Origin of the sequence: Pseudarthrobacter sp. 1C304, from assembly GCF_052245515.1 — a bacterium.
Taxonomy (GTDB): Bacteria; Actinomycetota; Actinomycetes; order Actinomycetales; family Micrococcaceae; genus Arthrobacter.
The window spans coordinates 752,200-771,340 of record NZ_JBQQCH010000001.1 but is presented as its reverse complement, the minus strand read 5'-3'; the positions used below and the strand labels follow the sequence as shown (position 1 = coordinate 771,340).

General features: G+C 69.6%; 18 protein-coding genes. 9 read left to right on the top strand and 9 right to left on the bottom strand.

Translation table 11 applies throughout. The features are described from left to right. Positions 1 to 50: 50 nt before the first annotated feature. A complete protein-coding gene (gene yczE, locus ACTWQD_RS03675) occupies positions 51 to 674 on the bottom strand; it encodes a membrane protein YczE (RefSeq protein WP_443194822.1) in 624 nt (207 codons plus the stop codon). 61 nt (positions 675 to 735) lie between these two features. Here yczE and yczR point away from each other — a divergent pair, with 61 nt between their 5' ends. After that, positions 736 to 2,232, top strand: coding sequence for a MocR-like transcription factor YczR (gene yczR / locus ACTWQD_RS03670; protein ID WP_443194821.1), 1,497 nt, complete (start codon positions 736 to 738; stop codon positions 2,230 to 2,232). A gap of 175 nt (positions 2,233 to 2,407) precedes the next feature. Here yczR and ACTWQD_RS03665 read toward each other — a convergent pair whose 3' ends face one another. Both ACTWQD_RS03665 and ACTWQD_RS03660 read right to left on the bottom strand, forming a co-directional pair. Beyond that, positions 2,408 to 3,100: an SRPBCC family protein gene (locus ACTWQD_RS03665; protein ID WP_443194820.1), complete on the bottom strand. Its 693-nt coding sequence runs from the start codon at positions 3,098 to 3,100 to the stop codon at positions 2,408 to 2,410. After that, on the bottom strand, positions 3,093 to 3,725 hold the full coding sequence (locus tag ACTWQD_RS03660; RefSeq protein ID WP_443194819.1) for a helix-turn-helix domain-containing protein: 633 nt from the start codon (positions 3,723 to 3,725) through the stop codon (positions 3,093 to 3,095). The genes ACTWQD_RS03665 and ACTWQD_RS03660 overlap by 8 nt, the downstream gene beginning before the upstream one ends. 107 nt (positions 3,726 to 3,832) lie before the next feature. Here ACTWQD_RS03660 and ACTWQD_RS03655 point away from each other — a divergent pair, with 107 nt between their 5' ends. Further along, entirely contained in the window at positions 3,833 to 4,807 is a 975-nt protein-coding gene (locus tag ACTWQD_RS03655; RefSeq protein ID WP_443194918.1) for an RluA family pseudouridine synthase, read from the top strand. 81 nt (positions 4,808 to 4,888) lie between these two features. Next, positions 4,889 to 5,515 carry a DedA family protein gene (locus ACTWQD_RS03650; RefSeq protein WP_443194818.1) on the top strand — a complete coding sequence of 209 codons (627 nt, stop codon included), beginning with the start codon at positions 4,889 to 4,891 and terminating at the stop codon, positions 5,513 to 5,515. Positions 5,516 to 5,531: 16 nt separating this feature from the next. On the opposite strand, the gene ACTWQD_RS03645 is transcribed toward ACTWQD_RS03650, so the two are convergent. The 4 genes from ACTWQD_RS03645 to ACTWQD_RS03630 form a co-directional block, all read right to left on the bottom strand. After that, a complete protein-coding gene (locus ACTWQD_RS03645; RefSeq protein ID WP_066433335.1) occupies positions 5,532 to 5,837 on the bottom strand; it encodes a hypothetical protein in 306 nt (101 codons plus the stop codon). A 123-nt stretch (positions 5,838 to 5,960) separates the two neighbouring features. After that, complete coding sequence (ppc, locus tag ACTWQD_RS03640; RefSeq protein WP_443194817.1) at positions 5,961 to 8,777, bottom strand: phosphoenolpyruvate carboxylase; 2,817 nt, start codon at positions 8,775 to 8,777, stop codon at positions 5,961 to 5,963. A 112-nt stretch (positions 8,778 to 8,889) separates the two neighbouring features. After that, positions 8,890 to 9,216: a hypothetical protein gene (locus ACTWQD_RS03635; RefSeq protein WP_443194816.1), complete on the bottom strand. Its 327-nt coding sequence runs from the start codon at positions 9,214 to 9,216 to the stop codon at positions 8,890 to 8,892. A gap of 146 nt (positions 9,217 to 9,362) precedes the next feature. Then, on the bottom strand, positions 9,363 to 10,043 hold the full coding sequence (locus tag ACTWQD_RS03630) for an NADPH-dependent F420 reductase (RefSeq protein WP_443194815.1): 681 nt from the start codon (positions 10,041 to 10,043) through the stop codon (positions 9,363 to 9,365). 145 nt (positions 10,044 to 10,188) lie between these two features. Here ACTWQD_RS03630 and ACTWQD_RS03625 point away from each other — a divergent pair, with 145 nt between their 5' ends. Together ACTWQD_RS03625 and ACTWQD_RS03620 are read left to right on the top strand one after the other, a co-directional pair. Then, positions 10,189 to 10,806 (top strand): TetR/AcrR family transcriptional regulator, encoded by a 618-nt coding sequence (locus ACTWQD_RS03625; protein ID WP_443194814.1) that lies wholly within the window; start codon positions 10,189 to 10,191, stop codon positions 10,804 to 10,806. A gap of 19 nt (positions 10,807 to 10,825) precedes the next feature. Next, entirely contained in the window at positions 10,826 to 11,656 is an 831-nt protein-coding gene (locus ACTWQD_RS03620; protein ID WP_443194813.1) for a DUF1684 domain-containing protein, read from the top strand. Here the strand turns inward: ACTWQD_RS03620 and ACTWQD_RS03615 are convergent. Together ACTWQD_RS03615 and ACTWQD_RS03610 are read right to left on the bottom strand one after the other, a co-directional pair. Then, positions 11,653 to 12,882 (bottom strand): acyl-CoA dehydrogenase family protein, encoded by a 1,230-nt coding sequence (locus tag ACTWQD_RS03615; RefSeq protein WP_443194917.1) that lies wholly within the window; start codon positions 12,880 to 12,882, stop codon positions 11,653 to 11,655. The genes ACTWQD_RS03620 and ACTWQD_RS03615 overlap by 4 nt on opposite strands. Positions 12,883 to 12,896: 14 nt before the next feature. Continuing rightward, positions 12,897 to 13,724 (bottom strand): SDR family NAD(P)-dependent oxidoreductase, encoded by an 828-nt coding sequence (locus tag ACTWQD_RS03610; protein ID WP_443194812.1) that lies wholly within the window; start codon positions 13,722 to 13,724, stop codon positions 12,897 to 12,899. A 165-nt stretch (positions 13,725 to 13,889) separates the two neighbouring features. On the opposite strand from ACTWQD_RS03610, the gene ACTWQD_RS03605 reads away from it, so the two are divergent. The 4 genes from ACTWQD_RS03605 to ACTWQD_RS03590 all read left to right on the top strand — a co-directional run bounded on the left by ACTWQD_RS03605 (position 13,890) and on the right by ACTWQD_RS03590 (position 19,101). Further along, on the top strand, positions 13,890 to 15,110 hold the full coding sequence (locus ACTWQD_RS03605) for a glycoside hydrolase family 76 protein (RefSeq protein ID WP_443194811.1): 1,221 nt from the start codon (positions 13,890 to 13,892) through the stop codon (positions 15,108 to 15,110). Between the two features lie 166 nt (positions 15,111 to 15,276). Further along, positions 15,277 to 16,332: an iron ABC transporter substrate-binding protein gene (locus ACTWQD_RS03600; protein ID WP_443194810.1), complete on the top strand. Its 1,056-nt coding sequence runs from the start codon at positions 15,277 to 15,279 to the stop codon at positions 16,330 to 16,332. 4 nt (positions 16,333 to 16,336) lie between these two features. Next, the gene (locus ACTWQD_RS03595) at positions 16,337 to 17,929 is read left to right on the top strand and encodes an ABC transporter permease (RefSeq protein ID WP_443194809.1); all 1,593 of its coding nucleotides are present in this window, start codon (positions 16,337 to 16,339) and stop codon (positions 17,927 to 17,929) included. Then, positions 17,926 to 19,101: an ABC transporter ATP-binding protein gene (locus ACTWQD_RS03590; protein WP_443194808.1), complete on the top strand. Its 1,176-nt coding sequence runs from the start codon at positions 17,926 to 17,928 to the stop codon at positions 19,099 to 19,101. Before ACTWQD_RS03595 ends, ACTWQD_RS03590 begins: the two co-directional genes overlap by 4 nt. Positions 19,102 to 19,141 lie beyond the last annotated feature (40 nt).

The following is a 19,141-nucleotide window of genomic DNA, read 5'->3' as shown; positions in this document are numbered from 1 at the left end:
GCTCAGGTCCTGAGCAGCTCAGGTACTGAGCGGCTCAGGTCCGGCGCAGCTCAGGCTGCTGTGACCGCGGGATCGGCAGCCGGTGCGGGCCGCTGCAGCTCCGGCACGGTGAACCGCGGCAGCAGGAGCTGCACCAGCGGGCCGATCGCCAGGGCGTAGAGCACTGTGCCGACGCCGACCGAGCCGCCCAGCAGCCAGCCGGCGGCGAGCACCACCACTTCGATGCCGGTACGGCACACCCGGACCGGCCAGCCCGTCCGCCGGGCAAGCCCCGTCATCAGCCCATCCCGGGCGCCGGGTCCCAGCCGGGCGCCGATGTAGCAGGCGGAGGCCACGCCATTGAGCAGCACCGCGCCGATGAGCAGGCCGGCCTGGCCGCCCACATGCGAGATCGCCGGAATGAAGGCCAGCCCGATATCCGCGAAGACGCCCACCAGCACTGCATTGAACAGGGTGCCAATGCCCGGCCACTGCCGCAGCGGGATCCAGAGCAGGAGCACCAGGAAGCTGACTATGACCACCACCGTGCCCAGGCTGAGGCCCGTCTTGGCGGCCAGGCCCTGGTGCAGGACGTCCCAGGGCGCCGTGCCGAGGCTGGCGCGGATGAACATGGCCAGGGAGATGCCGTACATGGCAAGGCCGATAAGGAGCTGGAGGAACCTGCGGGTCATCATGAATCCCATCCTTTCTGAAAACTGGCCTTGTATTCCATAGCCAGTTTGAAATACTGGCCTTATGTCCGGATCTCTCAATCCCAGCTCCCTGGCCCGCCTGCTGGGCGAATGGAACGCGGGCGCGGCGCCCGCGTACCGGGAGCTGGCCGACGTCGTCCGCCTCCTGGTCCTCGACGGCCGTGTGCCGCTGGGGGTGGCGCTGCCCAGCGAACGTTCCCTGGCCGCGACGCTTGGCATCAGCCGGACCACCGTCACCGCCGCCTACTCCCTGCTCCGCGAACAGGGCTTCCTGAGCAGCGGGCAGGGCAGCCGCGGCCGGACGTGCATCCCGCAGGCCGGCGTGCCGGGTGACGGCCAGGGCGCGGCCCTGAGCGGAGCTCCCGGGCTGTTGGTTCCGGACGGCATCCTCGACCTGGCCTACGCCTCGCTCCCGGCTAGCGGCGAGGTGGTGCACCGGGCGTTCGCCGCCGCACTGACCGAGCTTCCGGCGCTGCTGCCGGGCTTCGGCTACGACGCTCTGGGCGTCCTCCCCCTGAGGGACGCCATCGCGAGGCACTATTCGGCGGCCGGTGTGCCCACCACTCCGCAGCAGATCCTGGTGACGTCCGGCGCGCAGCATGCCCTGAACATCGTGCTCCGCGCCCTGGCCGGCCGGGCTGACAAGGTGCTGGTGGAGCATCCCAGCTATCCCAATGCGATCGATGCCATCCGGGCGGCGGGCTGCCGCCCGGTGCCGGTGCCCATGCCTGCCGCCGCCCCGTCCGGAGCCAATCCCGGGGCACGCCCGGGCTGGGACCTGGCGGCCTTCGAGTCGGCGCTGCTGCAGCAGCGCCCGGCGATGGCCTACGTGGTCCCGGACTTCCACAACCCCACCGGGCGGCTGATGCCCGATGCCCAGCGGCGCCGGCTGGTACGCGCGGCGGCCGCAGCAGGCACAGTCCTCGTGGTGGACGAGACCCTGCGGGAGCTGAACCTGGACGGCATGGAGTCCACTCCTGTTGCGGCGTTCAGCCCGGCGGTGGTGTCGCTCGGCTCTCTGAGCAAGTCGCACTGGGCGGGGCTGCGCACCGGCTGGATCCGCGCCGGGGAATCCCTCATCCAGCGCTTCGCCGCCGCCCGCACCACGTTGGACCTCGGCGGCCCGGTGGTGGAACAGCTCGCCGCGGCCCACCTGGTCAGCGCCCTCGCGGAGCCGCTTCCGGCCCGGCTGGCCACCTTGCGGGACAACCGGGACGGGCTGCTGGATCTGCTGCGCGGGCACCTGCCGGACTGGGAAACGGAACGGCCCGACGGCGGCCTGTCCGTCTGGTGCCGCCTCCCGGCACCGATCAGCACCGCCCTCGCGGTTGTGGCTCCCGACGTCGGAATCCGGCTCGCAGCGGGCCCCCGCTTCGGCACGGGCGGGGCCTTCGAGCAGTACCTCCGGGTGCCGTTCACCCTGCCCCTGGACCAGCTCGAATCCGCCGTGCTGGCCCTGCGTTCGGCCCAGGACAGGCTGGCCGCGTCCCCGCAACTGCGGCGCACCCGCACAGCCCCGCCGGCCGCCGCGATCGCCTGAACCGCGCACCGTGCCGCATCCCCGCGTCCCGGCGACGCGCTGCCGTCTCTGCGCTGCGCATAAATCCCCACGCCGCGGTACTCCCGCGTCGCTGGTACTTTCCGATGTCGCCCGGCAGGTGCCGCATCGCTGGGCGTCCCCGCGCCGCGGCACCTGCCGGGCGCGGGAACACGTGCTAGGCGTAGACGTTCTCGAGGAACCCGCCCCAGGCCTTCGCCGTGGTTTCGGAGTTTCCGCTGCCGCTGAAGTCGTGGACCGTCATGCCCACGGGAGCGCCGAACGCATTGCGGCCGAAGAAACGGTACAGCGTATCCGCGGTGCGCAGGCCCAGGAAGTTGCTGTTGGCGAAGTCCACCTCACCTGACAACCGCCCGACGCCGTCGAGCTCCAAGTCCACGCGCTCCCCCTGGATCGCACCGTCCACACCCATCGCCGCCTTGAGCCGGTCGAAGCCGTCCGGCGTCTGCGAGGCGGCCGGCGCCTGGATGTCCGTGAAGACCACGGGCTTGCCGTCGAAATACTTCAGGTACTGGCCCAGGGTGTGCAGATAGAACACCGTGTGCTTGCTGGCGCCGTCGTACTGCCCGTCCCAGTCGTCGGCGAAGATGCCGCTGTGGACGTAGTGGAGCCGGGCCCGGCCGCCGTCGAGCGGTTCCAGGACGTGTTCCAGCTGGTTGAACCAGCCATCGGGGCCTTCCATCCGCGACACCAGGTGGGTGGGATATTCGTCCACCGTCCGGACGGCCGGCCACTCATCGGTGGGGAACATCCACGCCGGGGTGCCGGCGGTGACGGCCTCCCAGACCCGCTCCGGCGTTCCGGGCAGTTCCGTGTCCATGGCGATTTCGAAGTTCCGTTTGTCAGTCATTGTCCTGCTCCTTAGCTGATGGGTTTGTGGGTGTTTTGAGCGAGGGGTGAAGAGCTACGACGAGGCGGTGCCTGCGCCCGCCGCCGGGAGCCGGGGCGGCCGGTCCGCCGTCGTGGTACTTGTCCACGAGCCGGGTGACTGCGACGCCGAGTTCCTCCGCGAAGGCGGCCCGGTCCGCGGCCGTCCGGAAGGTGACCTCGCCGTCGATGGCGAAGGTGGCGAGCGGCTGTTTGGCCGCGGCGGCACCGGCGATCAGCCGGCCCGTCTCCTGGACCATGCGGCTGGCAAGGGCCAGCAGCCAGAAGGCCGAGAAGCGGTCCGAGAAGCGGTGCGGATCCGGCGCCACCGACGCCAGCGCGGCCGGCGAAATCAGGTAAGAGGCGGCACTGGCCCGCAGGATGCGTTCCGTGACGTTGCCTTTCCTGCGCTCCTCCACCAACTCCACCAGCCCGTGCCGTTCCAGGGCCTTGAGGTGGTAATTCACCTTCTGCCGCGGCAGGCCCACCCTGGCCGCGAGCTGCGTGGCCGAGCCGGGCTCCGCGAGTTCCATGAGGATGCGGGTCCGGATGGGGTCCAGCGACACCTCCGCCGCGGCCGGGTCCTCGATCACTTCGATGTCCAACATGCCCCCAGTCTGCCCACCGACAGTTTTATTTGTCAAGAACTTTTTTATCGTCGGTGGTGACCCCCGCGGGGCGGCGTCCGTCCCCGCCGCCGTAGAATGGACCGGTGATGCAATCCCCCCTGCCCGTGCGCGACGGCGTCAACGCCACCCGCCTGCGCCTGCCGGACGAGGGCCCGTGGGAAACCGCGATGGACTACATGATGCACCGGTGGGGCCACATCGACCCGCAGGGCATCGAGGAGCGTTTCGACGCAGGCGAGATCGTGGGCGAGGGCGGCATCCCCCTGGACCGGCGCACCAGGCTCGAAGACCACACCTTCATCTGGTACTACCGCACCCTTCCCCCGGAAACCCGCATCCCGGTGGAGCTCGGCATTCTGCACCAGGACGAGCACCTCCTTGTGGTGGACAAGCCGCACTTCCTGCCCACCACCCCCGGCGGCACCTACATCCAGGAGTCCGCCCTGGTGCGGCTCCGGAACCAGCTGGGCCTGCCGGACCTGATCCCCATGCACCGGCTGGACCGGATGACCGCCGGGATCCTGCTGCTCTCCACCAACCCAGAGACCCGGGGCCGCTACCAGGTGCTCTTCGAAAAGCGCCAGGTCCAAAAGGAGTACGAGTGCGTGTCCGCGGCCGAGCCCGCGCCCGGGCACCCCGCCGTCGATTTTCCCGTGGTGGTCCGGAACCGGATGACCAAGTCCCGCAGCTACCTGCTGGCCGAAGTGGTGGACGGCGAGCCCAACGCGGAAACCCGCATCGAGCGGCTGCGCACCTTTGCCGGCCCCGGCGCTCCCGCACCCGGCACGGCGCCCGGCAGCACGCCCGACGGCGGCGGCCAGCGGCGAGCGCTGTACCGGCTCGAGCCGCACTCGGGGAAGACCCACCAGCTGCGCGTGCATATGGCGTCCCTGGGCCTGGGGATCGTCAACGACGCCTTCTACCCGGAGCTGCTGGACAAGGCCCCGGACGACTACACGAAACCGCTTCAGCTCCTGGCCCGCGGCATCCGGTTCGTGGACCCCATCTCCGGAAAACCGGTCGAGTACCGCAGCGGCCTGGAGCTCAGCGAAGCGCGCTAGCCCGAGCAGCGGCCGCCCGCACGCCGCAGTCCCGCACCGGCCCGTACGTGCGACCGAAGGCAAGTGCGGTATTTTGTGCCCATGGACTTCGGCAGCGCAGACGGCTGGCGGGACGCGATCTACTTCTGGATCGTCCCGATTGTCATGGGCGACGCCATCTTCCCGCCGGTCCCGTCCGAGATGGTGGTCATCACCGGCGGCGCACTGGCCGCCGACGGGCGCGCCAACGCGTTCTTGGTGGTGCTCCTTGCCGCGGGCGCGTCCTGGCTGGGCGACATGCTGGTGTTCCAGCTCTTCAAACGCCGGCTGAGCCATGTCCTGGACCGCTGGCGGTGGGGCCGGATCTTCCATCAGTCCGTGCACACGGCCATCGGAAAGGCGGGCCGGTCCACCACGTACGGGGCCATCATCGGCATCCGGTTCATCCCCGGCGGCCGGCTGGCCACCACCGCCGCCGCCGGCATCGCCAATGTGTCCACCCGCGGCTTCAGCCTCTGCGCGGCCCTCGGCGGCCTCCTGTGGGCGGCCTGGTCCGTCGGCCTCGGCTACGCCACAGGCGCGGCCACGGGCCTGCCGTTCTGGGCGAGCTCGCTGATCGGAGTCGGCGTCGGGGTCCTGGTCGGCGTCGGAGTGGGCGTCGTGGTCACGCGGAGGCGCGGCAACAGCTCCCCGGTGGTGGACGGCCCCGACGACGAACTGGACTTCTGAGCCCGCCGGCAGCAACCTACACGGGCGCCCAGCGGCCCCTGTTGCGGCGGAGCACCATCAGGTTCCCGGTCACGGCAACGCGTTCGACGGCGTCGCGCATCATCGCTGCCGACTCCAGCGCTTGGCTGTTCTCACCGCTGTAGGACGTCGGCTCCACGAGGAAGCGCAGGTGCAGCTGCGGCACGCCGCCGGCCAGCTCGAGCTGGTTCGCCTCGACGTGGTGCCTGGTCTCCAGCGCTTCGACGGCCGCAGCCATCACGGCCTCGGGCGGATTTCCCGGCTTCAGGCCGGTGATCTTCAGTCTGGTCTGGAAGGACGGCATGACTTCAACCCTAGCCGCCCCTCGACCCTCCCGCAGATCCGGCCGGATTGCCGCAGATCCTCCCGCACTTCCTGAGGAAGCGTCCCGAAAACACCCGCCACACCTGAGGGAGCGTCCCGGGAGTCAGCCGGTGTTGCGCAGGCCGGCCGCCACACCGTTCACCGTGATCAGCATGGCGCGCTGCAGGCGGTCGTCGATCTCGCCGTTGGACATGCTCTCCCCTGCACCCTCGGACCGCACCCGGCGCAGCAGTTCCACCTGCAGGTAGCTGATGGGGTCGAGGTACTGGTCCCGGATCTCCAGCGAGCGCTTCAGGGTGGGCTGGGCATCGAGGAGCAGGTCCTCGCCGGTGAGGTTCTGGATCTCCGTGACAGTCAGCTCGTATTCGGCCCGGATGGCGCGGAACAAGTGGTGCAGCTCCTCCGGCACCAGCGTGGAGACGTAGTAGCCGGCGATGTCCATGTCCGTTTTCGCCAGCGTCATTTCCACGTTGGACAGCACGGACCGGAAGAAGTGCCAGCCGTCCATCATCTCCACCAGCTGGGCCGAGTGCCCGGCCTCGCGGGCGGCCTTGAGCCCGGAGCCGACGCCGAACCAGCCCGGCACGATCTGCCGCGACTGCGTCCAGCCGAACACCCACGGAATGGCCCGCAGGCCTTCAAGTCCCGCGCCGGAATCGGGCCGCTTGGACGGCCGGGAGCCGATGTTGAGGGACCCCAGCTGTTCCACCGGGGTGGACGACATGAAGTACGCGGGCAGGTCCGGATCGTCGATCAGCGTCCGGTACCGGTCGAACGCGGCGTCGGAAATGGTCTCCATGACGTGGCCGTAGCGTTCGCGCTGGTCCTCGGAGGTGCGCGGGGTGCGGTGCAGCGCCGAGCCCTGCAGGACGGCCGCGAGCGAGAGCTCCAGGTTCTCCCGGGCGAGTTCGGGCAGCGAGTACTTGTCCGAGATGACCTCGCCCTGTTCGGTGAACTTGATCTCGCCTTCCAGCACACCGTTCGGCTGGGCCATGATGGCGTCGTAGGTGGGGCCGCCGCCGCGGCCCACGGAGCCGCCGCGGCCGTGGAAGAGGCGCACCCGGACGCCGTGCTTCGCTGCGACATCCCGGAGCTTGCGCTGGGTCTTGTGGATCTCCCACTGGCTGGTCATCACCCCGGATTCCTTGTTGGAGTCCGAGTAGCCGAGCATGATTTCCTGCACGTCGCCGCGGAGCCGGACCAGCTCGCGGTACGACGGGTCGGACAGCAGCTGGTCCACGATCTCGGCCGAGGCCCGCAGCTCCTCCACCGTCTCCAGGAGCGGCGCGAAGCCGATCCGGGCGTAGGGCGCCTCGCCGAAGAGGCTGACCAGCCCGGCTTCGCGGGCCAGCACCGCCGCGGCCAAGACGTCGTCCGCGCCGCGCGTCATCGAGATGATGTAGGTCTCGATCACGTCCGGGCCGTAGGTGCGCAGGGCACGCCGGATCTCGCGGAAGACGTCGTAGGTGCCGTCGGCGACGCCGTCGAGCTTGATCGGGTGGCCGGACAGCGGGCGGCGCGAGGCCAGCTCGGAGCCCAGCACCTCGAACCGCTCGGACCGGCTGAGCTCCGCGTACCGGACGCCGGGCCCGCCGAGGCGGTCCATCAGCTGCCCGACGGCGTCGTGGTGGTGGTCAGCGTGCTCGCGGATGTCGAGGGTGGCCAGGTGCAGGCCGAAGGAGGCGATGGCGCGGCGGACCCGGGCCAGGGCGCCGTCGGCTGCGAGCGCGGCGTGGTGGTTGCGGAGCGAGCGTTCCAGCAGCCCCAGCTCGGCGGTGAGCTCGGCGGTGGCGGTGTAATCGCGGCCCGGCTCGTGCGCGGACCCGGCTGCGACGCGCCGGGCGGTGTTCAGCAGCTTGGCCTTGATGCAGGTGAGCTTGAGCCGGTAGGGCTCCTGGGCGTTCAGTTCGAGGACGCGGCGGTCCAGCCCGGGGAGGTTCGTCAGGTCGACGTCGATCGAGTCCAGGAGCTCCTGGTCCGCGCCGGCGAGCGCCGTCGAGTTGGACAGGATGGAGATCAGCCCGTCAATGAGTCCGATGCTGATCCGGACGGCGTGCTGGTTCTGGATCTGCAGAATCTCGCGGGTGACGGCTGCGGTGACGTTGGGGTTGCCGTCCCGGTCACCGCCGATCCAGGACCCGAAGCGGATGGGCGCCTTCTCCGCGGGGAGGCTGACGCCGTGTTCGGCGAGCAGTTCGGAGAGGTCCGAGAGCATCTCCGGCATGGCGTCGCCCAGGATGCCGGTGAGGTAGTAGATCGCGTTCCGGGCCTCGTCTACGGGGGTGGGCCGGACCTGGCGGAGTTCGTCCGTCTGCCACATCTGGTCGATCACCTCGGCAAGCTGGCGGTCCTGCCGGCGCCGCGCGGATGTTCCCTCCGCGGTGGCCACCGCAAGGATGTCGGAGAGCCGGCGCACCTTGTCCAGCACGGAGCGGCGGGAGGCCTCGGTGGGGTGCGCGGTGAAGATGGGCCGGACATCGAGTTCGTTCACCACGTCCTGCAGGACCGCGGGCCCGGCTTGGCCGGCGACGTCGGCGACAGCCTTGGCGAGCCAGCCGTCCTTCTCCTGCCGGGTGCGCAGCCCGCGGACCCGGTGCACCTGCTCGGCGGCGTTGGCCAGGTGGAAGTAGAACGCGAAGGCGCGGACCAGGTCGGTGGCCTGGTCCAGGGGCAGGGAGCCCAGCAGTTCGCGGACCTGGGCGACGACGTCGTACGAGCTCCACGGCCCGGTGGCATCGGCGCCGCCGCGGGCAGCTTCCTTGGACTCCTTGGTCAGCAGGCGCACCTGCTCCACGAGGTCCAGGAGTTCCGGGCCGTGCTGGCGGACCAGGGATTCGCCGAGGAGGGTGGACACCCGGCGGACGTCGGCCCGGAGCTCGGCGGCAAGATCGGTGTCGGAATGCATTGCAGTGTCAGCCATGGAATCAATCTCTCGAGAGGACTTGGCTCGTACACTGCGCTGGATACTGTGAGCCGGGTTACTTTCTTCCTCAAAGATGCTACCTGCAGCCGACGCGTGCCGGGAATCCGTCTCAGATAGTGTCGGGGCCCTCGGCTTGATGCTCCGCGGCCGTCCTTGCGGGCAACGTGATCCGGCCACTGTAGGGATCGCCATGGTTCGGGCCGGTGCCAGACTGACTTGATTCGTGCCGCTGCTGTTTGAGCTCTTCCCGGGCGGCGGCCGCTTCCTGGCGGGTGGGGGCACCGGTGGCCGGATCCATCATGCCCAGCACACTGCCCAGGGTCCCGGTGGCGCCTTTCGCGTTCCCGCCCCGCCGCAGCGTGGACATCCCCGCCAGTGTGAACCCGACGATCACCGCCAGACAGGCGAAAACGGTCCCGAGGACTTCAAGAGCCATGCACTCACCGTACGCGCGCCGCGGCCGCTGGACCAGACACGCCCCGGCCACGCCGCGCCCCCTGGCACGGGCTTCAAGGTGACTCGCCGCAGGGGCCGTTCCGGACGCCCAAACGGCCCCTGCTGCGAGTCAGTTGGGTGACGGGGTCACCGGGCCACCTTGAAGTTGAACGCTCCGGTTCCCAGCGCGCCCCAGACCCGCAGCCAGATCGGGAGGACCATTTCGGCGCCGCGGGCGGTGGTGATGTCGCCCAGGTCGATGATGTCGCGGTGGCCGAGGTCCCTGAGCAGCCCGCTCACGACCTCCTTGGCGCCCGCATCGTTTCCGGAGACAAAGACCGAGTGGTCTCCCCCGGCCACGCTCAGCGGATCCACCATCACACTCGCCGTCATCGTGTTGAGGGTCTTGACCACGCGCGCGTCGGGGAAGGTCCGCTGGATCTGCTCGCCCAGGCTGTCCGTGTTGACCGGGTCCAGCGACGGCGGGAAGCCCCGGGAGAAGTCCAGCGGGTTCGCGACGTCGATCAGCACCTTGCCGGCCAGGTTTTCCGCCCCTGCCGCAGCCAGCGCGGCAAGGGAGCCGGCGCCGTTGGTTGCGTTGACCACGAGGTCGGCGCCGGCGGCGGCTTCCGCGTACGTGGCGACGCCGACCCGGCTGTGGGCCGCGTGCCATTCGGCGAAGGGCGGGCCGCCCGTTGCGCCGGGTTCGGTCCGGCCCAGCGTCGCTTCCGGGTCGCGCGTGCCGATGACGACGTGGTGCCCCAGGTTGGACAGCGCCCCTGCAATCGCGGGGCCGACGGTCCCGGTTCCCAGTACGGCAATCTTCATGGTGTCCTCGGTTTCCGGATGGTTGTGGGGGGGCCGCTGGCCGGGGTAGACAAGTCCGTCTGCCCTCCCTGGAGGCTACCAGACAGATCTGTCTACGACAATGACGCACAGACTGGTCTGTCCACCCCGGAGGTAGCATGGATCCATGACGCCGCCAGCAGCTCCGGGAAAGCAGGCACCCCGCACCCCGGCCGGGCAGGCCCGGGACAGGATCCTGGCCACCGCCTTCCGGCTCTTCTACGCCCAGGGGCTCCGGGCCGCCGGCATTGACACGATCATCGCCGAGTCCGGCGTCGCGAAGGCCACGTTCTACAAGTACTTCCCGGCCAAGGACGACCTGATCCTGGCGTACCTGGAAAAGGTCGACGGCGTGTGGACCGGGCAGCTCCATGCCGCCGCGGACGCCGCCGGACCGGACCCGGCGGACCAGCTCGTGGGGCTGTTCGACGCCCTGGCCACCGCCTGCCGCCGCGACGGCTACCGCGGTTGTGCCTTCATCAACGCCGCCGCCGAGTCCGCCTCCGGCACCCGGGTGCACGAACGGACAGTGGCGCACAAGGAGCAGGTCCGCGCCTGGATCCGGGGCCTGGCCGAGGAGGCAGGGGCCCCGGATCCGGACCAGCTGGCCCGCAGCCTGACCCTGGTCCTCGACGGCGGCCTGGCCAGCGGGGTGCTCGACGCCGACCCGTCCGCGGCCACCGCGGCCAAGGCCACGGCGGCCCGCCTGGTGGCAGCCAGCCTCGGCACACCCAACCCCAACTGACCCGCAGCAGGAGGAACCCGTGACCACCACCAACCCCGGCACCGACGCAGAGCTCGCCCGCTGGCAGCGCTTCCGGACCAGCCGCAACACGGCCCTGGCCAGCGAGTACGGCTGGCTGACCCTGACGTCCTTCCAGTGGCTGGAGGACAAGCCGGCCGCCGTCGACCTCGCCCCCGGGCTCTGGTCCACGGACGGCACCACGGCGTTCCTCACCGCCGCGGCGGCCGACGGGATCACGCTCGTGGAGACCGGCAGCCCCGTGGACGGCACCATCACCGCGGCGCTCTCCGACGAGGAGTCCCTGTTCTGGGTCCAGTACGGCGGAGAGGACAGCCGGCAGGTGCAGGTGGAACTCGCCATGCGCGGCGGCCGGTACGCGGTGCGCACCCGGGATTCGACGTCGCCCGTGCTCACTGAGTTCGACGGCGTCCCCACCTTCGGCTACCGGCCGGACCTGGTGGTCGAGGCCCGGTTCCACCCCTATCCGGAGCCGGTGGATGTCCCGATCGGAACCGCCAACCCGCTGGTGGACGGGGTGCACCGGTCCGTCGGCGAACTGGTGTTCCGGCTCCCCGGCAAGGACCACGAGTTCCGCCTGCAGGCCGAGGAGGAGAAACTGGGCGCGCTGACGGTCACGTTCCACGACGAGACCAACGGTGAAAGTACCGATGAGTGGCGGAAGGTCTCCACGGCCCGGCCCCGCCCGGACAACACCGTGATCCTGGACTTCAACCGGGCCATCAACTACCCCAGCGCCTTCACCCCGTACGGCACCTGCCCCATGCCGGTGAAGAACAACAGCCTGGACTACCGGATCGAGGCCGGCGAGAAAGAACCTGGCCTGCTCTAGACGATCGCGGACACCCCGGTGACGGCCCGGCCCACAATGAGGGTATTGATCTCGAACGATCCCTCATAGGTGTAAATGGCCTCGGCGTCGGCGAAAATCTTGGCCATCCTGTAGTCGGTGACAATGCCGTTGCCGCCGAGCAGGGACCGGCCCATGGCCACGGTTTCCCGCATGCGGGCACTGACGTAGGACTTCGCGAGTGCCACCTGGGGCATGTCCGCGGCGCCCTGCTCCTGCAGCTGGGCGATGCGGACCATCATGCCCATGCTTGCGACGGCGTTGCCCAGCATGGTCACCAGCTGCTGCTGGACCAGCTGGAACTTCGCCAGCGGCCGTCCGAACTGCTGGCGTTCGACGGCGTACTGCCGGGCGACGTCGAATGCGGCCAGCTGCTGCCCCACGCCCTGCCAGGCGACCATGATCCGGGAGCCGCGCAGCAGTTCATTGGTGTCCTCGAAGCTGCTGATCCCGGCGAAGCGGTCCGCCTCCGCCACCACCACGTCCTTGAAAACGATGTCCGCGTTTTGCACCGTGCGCAGCGCGATCTTGTTCTCGATCCGGCTCCGGGTCACGCCCTTCAGGGTCGCGTCCACGATGAAGCCGCGGATGCCGCCGTCGGCCTCGTCCCGCGCCCAGACCAGCATGTAGTCGCAGAATGTCCCGTTGCCGATCCAGCGCTTGGCGCCGTTGAGCACCCACGTGTCGCCGCCGTCGGGCGCCCCGCCGGAAACGCGGCGGGCGGTGGTCTCCATCCCGCCCGCCACGTCGGAGCCGTGGTCCGGCTCGGTGAGGGCGAAGGCGCCGGTGGTCCGCAGGTTCGCGGCGTCATCCAGCAGGCGCGCCTTCTGCTCCTCGGAACCGAAGCCGTAGAGGGACTCGACAAAGAGGTCGTGGTGGACCAGGAAAAACGTTGCCAGCGAGGTATCCACCCGGGTGATCTCGGCAATGACCAGCCCGGCGAACAAGTGGCTGTAGCCGCGCTGGGCCGGCGCGCTGAGTTCCAGGGCCGCCAGCTTGGGCAGGATGTGGGCGGGGAACTCCGCCTTGTTCCACCACTCGCCGGCGAAGGGAGCCACCTCGCGGGCCAGAAACTCCCGCAGGTCGGCGAGCTTGGCCTGTTCCGCGGCGTTGAGCATCGCCTCGAAGTCGAAGAAATCGGCGGTGGGCAGACCCTCGAGAGAGACAGAGACTGCACCGGCGGCCGTGCGGGCAGCCCCGGCGCGCATCACGTCGGCGCTCATCACTTCGGTCCCATCCGGATGGCGCCGTCGAGGCGGATGGTCTCGCCGTTGAGCATGGCGTTGTCGACGATGTGGGCGGCAAGGTTGGCGTACTCGGCGGGGCGGCCCAGCCGGGACGGGTGCGGCACCTGCTGGCCCAGGGAATCCTGGGCCTCCTGGGGCAGTCCGGCCATCATCGGGGTCTCGAAGATGCCCGGCGCAATGGTGACCACCCGGATGAGCGAGCGCGCCAGTTCCCGGGCGATCGGCAGCGTCATGGCGTGCACCGCGCCCTTGGAGGCCGAGTAGGCGGGCTGGCCGATCTGGCCGTCGAACGCGGCCACCGAGGCGGTGTTGATGATGACGCCGCGCTCCGGGCCGCCGAGCTCGGTCACGGCCGGCTCCGTGGCCGCCATCGCGGCCGCGGCGAGGCGGATCACGTTAAAGGTCCCCACGAGGTTGATCTGGATCACCCGGCTGAAGGTCTCCAGCGGCAGCACGCCATCGCGGCCCAGGACCTTCCCGGGGGTGGCGATGCCGGCGCAGTTGACCACAATCCGCAACGGGCCAAGGGCGACGGCGGCATCCACGGCCGCCTGCACCTGGTCTTCGCTGGTGACGTCGGCGGGGACGAAGACCGCCTGGTTCGCCGCTTCCATGCGGCCGCCGCCCCCAGGCGCCGCCGCGGTTTCCCGGGCATTCAGTTCGGCAGCGAAGGCGTCGCCCGCGGAGCCCGGCAGGTCCACCAGAACCACCGAGGCGCCGGCGTCGAACAGCCGCCGGGCCGTCGCGGCGCCCAGTCCCGAGGCCCCGCCTGTAATCAGCGCAACCGTACCTTTGATGTCCATACATCCTCCTTGATGTGGAACCTGGGACCGCGGGCCGTGCCGTTCGCACGGATCTGCAGAACCTTTAGTTAGTTCAGGTTAACTGGAATGCGGGCATTCCGCACGTTCAGCCGCGGCGCCGCGGCCTTCCTGCTCCCGCCGCACCGCCGCCAGTAGGCTGGACCGATGACCGCAGCACAGAAGTCCACCGCCCCCGACTGGCCTTTCCGGGCCGACGAGGCGGCCCGTTCGGTGACCAGGATGTTCGGGCAGCGGCTCCTGTTCCTGCCGGGAACGCACATCGCTGCCATCACCCGCCCGTCGGGAGGGCTCAGGAACCTGGCCCGGCCCTGGCACTACTGGTGGCAGGCGCACTACGTGGACTGCCTCGTGGACACCGGCCGCCGGGAACTCGGCGGCCGGGGCCGGCCCGGGACCCGGTTCGACGGCGGCAGCCGGCCCAGCGCCGGCAGGCTGGCCTCCCGCCTGGTGACCGGGATCCGGCTGCGCAACTTCCTGACGTTCGTCAACAACTACTACGACGACATGGCGTGGCTGGCACTGTCCACACTGCGGCTGGAGAAACTGGCCGAGGACAGCCGGAAGGCGGCCGGACGCCGCCGGAACGCCAAAGCCCTCCAGAGCCTGACGCTGCAGTTCGATTTCGCTTCCACGGACGACCTCGGCGGCGGCACGTTCTGGAGCAAGAAACGGGATTTCAAGAACACCCCCGCCACGGCCCCCGTGGCGCTCTACTACGCCCGCACCGGCAAGCAGGCCAAAGCGCAGGCCCTGCTGGACTGGCTGGGGACACGGCTCTTCGACGCGGACCAGGGCCTGTATCAGGATGGGCTGCGGATCGCTCCGGGCGGAGACGTGGTGCTGGAGAGCGCCATTTACACCTACAACCAGGGCCCGGTCCTGGGCGCACTGCTGGAGCTCGGCGGCGACGCCAACCTGGGCCGCGCGTCCGCGCTGGTGGCCGCCGTCGCCCGGAACCTCACCCTCCCGGCCACGCCGCAGGGGCACCCCGCCATGGTGCTCCGCTGCGAGGGCACCGGCGACGGCGGGCTGTTCACCGGCATCCTGGCCCGGTACCTGGCCCTGGCCGCCGTCGACCCGCGGCTTGAGGCAGATACCCGCAGCACGGCCGCGGCGCTGGTGACCGACACCGCCGAAGCGTTCTGGCAGGGCCGCCGGACCCTGTCGCCCGGGGAGCCGCTGGCGCGCAAGGGCGGCCGGATCCTGTTCTCGGTCCGGCCCGAAGTGCCGGCGCAGCACAGCTACCCGGAGGGCGCCGCCGTCGAGCTTTCCACCCAGCTGCAGGCTTGGATGGTGCTGGAGGCTGCCGCGTCGATTGCCGGGGCGGCCGGCCTTCCGGCCGCATCACCACCCGTCGGGAATTAAGTCACGCAATAGTTTCGTAATTCATGTGATCCTGATCACTTAAGGCCGCTTCAGCTTGGTTGCTTAGGTTTGGCTAACCTACAGTTTTTTGTAGTGAGCACGCCCTAACTTCCCCCCGCTCACAGGGGGCTAGGGACCCTAAGACCTTCCTTGAGAAAGCAGCCCCATGAAGATCCGCACCAACGCGCTGGCAGGTATTGCACTTGCCGCCACCGCCGCGCTCGGCCTGACCGCCTGCGGCTCCGGCGCCTCGACGTCCCCCAACAGCAGCGCCGCCGCTGACTCCGGAATCTCCGGCGAGATCACCGTCTACAACGCCCAGCACGAATCCCTGACGAAGGAATGGGTGGACGCGTTCACCGCGGAAACCGGCGTCAAGGTCACCATGCGCCAGGGCTCCGACACGGAGATGTCCAACCAGATCATCCAGGAAGGCAAAGCCTCCCCGGCCGACGTCTTCCTCACGGAAAACTCCCCGGCCATGGCGCAGGTGGAAAACGCCGGACTCTTTGCCGACGTCGACCAGGCCACCATCGACCAGGTGCCGGCCGAATTCCGCCCCTCCACCAACAAGTGGACCGGCATCGCGGCCCGCTCCACCGTGCTGGTCTACGACAAGGCCAAGCTCGCCGAGGACCAACTGCCCACGTCCATGCTGGACCTGGCGAAGCCGGAATGGCAGGGCAAGTGGGCGGCATCGCCGTCCGGCGCCGACTTCCAGGCCATCGTCTCCGCGCTGCTCGAGCTCAAGGGCGAAGCCGCCACGGAGGAATGGCTGCAGGGCATGAAGGAGAACTACAAGGCCTACAAGGGCAACAGCACGGCCATGAAGGCCGTCAACGCCGGCGAGGTCGATGCCGCCCTGATCTACCACTACTACTACTACGGCGACCAGGCCAAGACCGGCGAAAACTCCAAGAACGTCACCCCGTACTACTTCAAGAACCAGGACCCGGGCGCGTTTGTGTCCGTCTCCGGCGGCGGCGTGCTGCAGTCCTCGAAGAACGCGGCGGCAGCCCAGGCCTTCGTCAAGTTCATCACCGGCAAGAAGGGCCAGGAAGTCCTGCAGAAGGGCACGTCCTTCGAGTACGCCATTGCGTCCGACGTCCCGGCCAACGAGAAGCTGGTCCCGCTGGCGGAGCTGCAGGCTCCCACGGTGGACCCGGCCAAGCTCAACTCCGAGAAGGTCACCGAGCTGATGACCAAGGCAGGACTGCTGTAACCACGTGACCACCACGCTGGCGGCACCCGGAACCCCCGGGGACACGACGACGGCGGGCCGGGGCAAACGCCCCCGCCCGCCTTTCGGCGTTTCCGCAATCTCCGTCATTGCCGTACTCATTGCCCTGTTTTCGCTGATCCCGCTGGGGTACGTCATTGTGATGACGGCCGCCACGGGATGGGAAACCGCCACGGCCCTGATCTTCCGCGAGCGGGTCGGCGAGCTGCTGCTCAACACCGTGCTGCTGATGGCGGTCACCGTGCCGCTCTGCCTGGCCCTCGGCGTGGGCGGGGCATGGCTGGTGGAGCGGACCACACTCCGCGGGCGGAAGGTGTGGGCCGTGCTGCTCGCGGCGCCGCTGGCCATCCCGGCGTTCGTCAACAGCTACGCCTGGGTCTCCGCGGTGCCGTCCCTTGAGGGGCTGTGGTCCGGCGTGCTGATTGCCACGCTGTCCTACTTCCCGCTGGTCTACATCCCGGCCGCCGCCGCGCTCAGCCGGCTGGACCCGGCCATCGAACAGTCCGCAGCGGCCCTGGGCCTGGGCGCCTGGCGCACCTTCTTCCGGGTGGTGCTGCCGCAGCTGCGCATTGCCATGACCGGCGGCGCGCTGCTGGTCTCCCTGCACCTGCTGGCCGAATACGGCGCGTTCGCAATGATCCGCTTCGACACCTTCACCACCGCCATCATGGTGCAGTACCAGTCCACGTTCAACGGGACCGCCGGGAACATGCTGGCCAGCGTCCTGGTCTTCTTCTGCCTGATCCTGCTGTTGGTGGAGGTCCGCAGCCGCGGCAGCGCCCGGTACGCGAGGATCGGTTCCGGGGCCCAGGCCGGCGCCCTCCGCCTGCCCCTGCACGTCTACCAGCTCCCGGCCCAGCTGTTCCTGACCGCGCTCACCGCACTGGCCTTCGGCCTGCCGCTGACCTTTGTGCTGCGCTGGATCATCGCCGGCGGACCGGAGATCTGGGCCGCGGACGAATTCCTTCCCGCCCTGCTGCAGACCCTGACGTATGGCCTTGCCGGCGCGCTGGCCACCACCGTCGTCGCGTTCCCCATGGCGTACCTGGCCGTGCGGCACCCCAGCTGGTTCAGCAAGGCCCTTGAGCTTTCCAACTACATCACCAGCGCCCTCCCCGGGATTGTGGTGGGCCTGGCCTTCGTGACCGTCAGCATCAAGGCCGCGCCGGACCTCTACCAGACCTCAGCACTGCTGGTCGCGGCGTACGTGCTGCTGTTCCTGCCGCGTGCACTGGTCAACATCCGCTCCGGCCTGGCCCAGGCACCGAAGGAACTTGACGAGGCCGCACAGGCGCTCGGCAAGCCTCCGCTGCTGGCCTTCCTCCGGGTCACGCTGCGGCTCACCGCCCCGGCAGCCGCCGGTGGCGCCGCCCTGGTGTTCCTCGCGATCGTGAATGAACTCACGGCCACCCTGCTGCTCTCCCCCAACGGCACCCGGACGCTCGCCACCGAATTCTGGAGCAAGAGCAGCGAGATCGACTACGCCGGCGCCGCGCCCTACGCCCTGCTGATGATCCTGATCTCGGCGCCGATGACCTATCTCCTCTTCCAACAGTCCAAGAAAGCAGCGGGACAGTGACCCAGTACAGCCCTTCGCGGCTTCCGGAACCGCGGATCGCCGCGTCCGTGGCCCCCAGCACCAACAGCCACCTGGAAATTGAGTCCGTCACCAAAAACTTCGGCTCCCAGGCCGTCCTCCAGGGCGTCAACCTCGCGGTCGCCAAAGGCGGGACGACGGCGATTGTGGGCCCCTCCGGCTCCGGTAAGACCACGCTGCTGCGGCTCATCGCCGGGTTTGAGCACCCGGACACCGGCAGCATCTCGCTCAACGGCGCCAAGGTGGCCGGCGACGGCGTCTGGGTTCCCGCGCACAAACGGCACGTGGGTTACGTGGCGCAGGACGGGGCGCTCTTCCCGCACCTGAGCGTCGGCCAGAACATCTCCTTCGGCCTCGACTCCACCAAGCTTCCCGGGGGGCACCGCGGTGTAAAGGTGCGGGTGGGTGAGCTGCTGGAGATGGTCTCGCTGGACCCCGCCATGGCCAAGCGCCGACCGCACCAGCTCTCCGGCGGGCAGCAGCAGCGGGTGGCCCTGGCCCGGGCGCTGGCCCGGGAACCGGAACTCATGCTGCTGGACGAACCGTTCTCCGCCCTCGACGCCGGGCTGCGGGTGGCCACGCGCCGCGCCGTGGGGAAGGTCCTCCACGACGCCGGCGTCACCACCATCCTGGTCACCCACGACCAGGGTGAGGCGCTGTCCTTCGCAGACCAGGTGGCGGTGATGCGCGGCGGACGGCTGGCCCAGATCGGCAACCCGTTCATCGTCTACACGCGGCCCGCGGACCGTGCCACCGCCGAGTTCCTGGGCGACGCCGTCATCCTCGACGCCTGGATGGAAGGTTCCCTGGCCACCTGCTCCCTGGGCGGCATCCCCGTGCGCCGGCCCCCGGCCCAGGGCCGCGTCCAGCTCATGCTGCGCCCGGAGCAGATCCGGATCGCCGAGGACGGCCCCATCCGCGGAACCGTGGTGGACACCGATTATTTCGGGCCGGAGACCACAGTGCGGCTCAAACTCGCGGTCCCGCCCGTCCTCGCGGCCGGTGCCGCAGCCGACCACCGCTACCCGGGCGGCGGCGAGATCATCACCATCCGGCACTGGAACGCCTCCATTGCCCGCCCCGGTACCGAACTGTGCCTGCGCGTAGTGGGCGAGGCCGTGGCCTTCCCCATGGACGACCTGCCGCCGGCGTAGCCGCGGCCCTGGGGGAACTGCCGTTCGGGTGGGAGCTACG

Coding starts and splice junctions, on each gene's coding strand:
- yczE (WP_443194822.1), bottom strand. CDS start 674: ATGATGACCCGCAGGTTCCTCCAGCTCCTTATCGGCCTTGCCATGTAC.
- yczR (WP_443194821.1), top strand. CDS start 736: ATGTCCGGATCTCTCAATCCCAGCTCCCTGGCCCGCCTGCTGGGCGAA.
- ACTWQD_RS03665 (WP_443194820.1), bottom strand. CDS start 3,100: ATGACTGACAAACGGAACTTCGAAATCGCCATGGACACGGAACTGCCC.
- ACTWQD_RS03660 (WP_443194819.1), bottom strand. CDS start 3,725: ATGTTGGACATCGAAGTGATCGAGGACCCGGCCGCGGCGGAGGTGTCG.
- ACTWQD_RS03655 (WP_443194918.1), top strand. CDS start 3,833: ATGCAATCCCCCCTGCCCGTGCGCGACGGCGTCAACGCCACCCGCCTG.
- ACTWQD_RS03650 (WP_443194818.1), top strand. CDS start 4,889: ATGGACTTCGGCAGCGCAGACGGCTGGCGGGACGCGATCTACTTCTGG.
- ACTWQD_RS03645 (WP_066433335.1), bottom strand. CDS start 5,837: ATGCCGTCCTTCCAGACCAGACTGAAGATCACCGGCCTGAAGCCGGGA.
- ppc (WP_443194817.1), bottom strand. CDS start 8,777: ATGGCTGACACTGCAATGCATTCCGACACCGATCTTGCCGCCGAGCTC.
- ACTWQD_RS03635 (WP_443194816.1), bottom strand. CDS start 9,216: ATGGCTCTTGAAGTCCTCGGGACCGTTTTCGCCTGTCTGGCGGTGATC.
- ACTWQD_RS03630 (WP_443194815.1), bottom strand. CDS start 10,043: ATGAAGATTGCCGTACTGGGAACCGGGACCGTCGGCCCCGCGATTGCA.
- ACTWQD_RS03625 (WP_443194814.1), top strand. CDS start 10,189: ATGACGCCGCCAGCAGCTCCGGGAAAGCAGGCACCCCGCACCCCGGCC.
- ACTWQD_RS03615 (WP_443194917.1), bottom strand. CDS start 12,882: ATGCGCGCCGGGGCTGCCCGCACGGCCGCCGGTGCAGTCTCTGTCTCT.
- ACTWQD_RS03610 (WP_443194812.1), bottom strand. CDS start 13,724: ATGGACATCAAAGGTACGGTTGCGCTGATTACAGGCGGGGCCTCGGGA.
- ACTWQD_RS03605 (WP_443194811.1), top strand. CDS start 13,890: ATGACCGCAGCACAGAAGTCCACCGCCCCCGACTGGCCTTTCCGGGCC.
- ACTWQD_RS03600 (WP_443194810.1), top strand. CDS start 15,277: ATGAAGATCCGCACCAACGCGCTGGCAGGTATTGCACTTGCCGCCACC.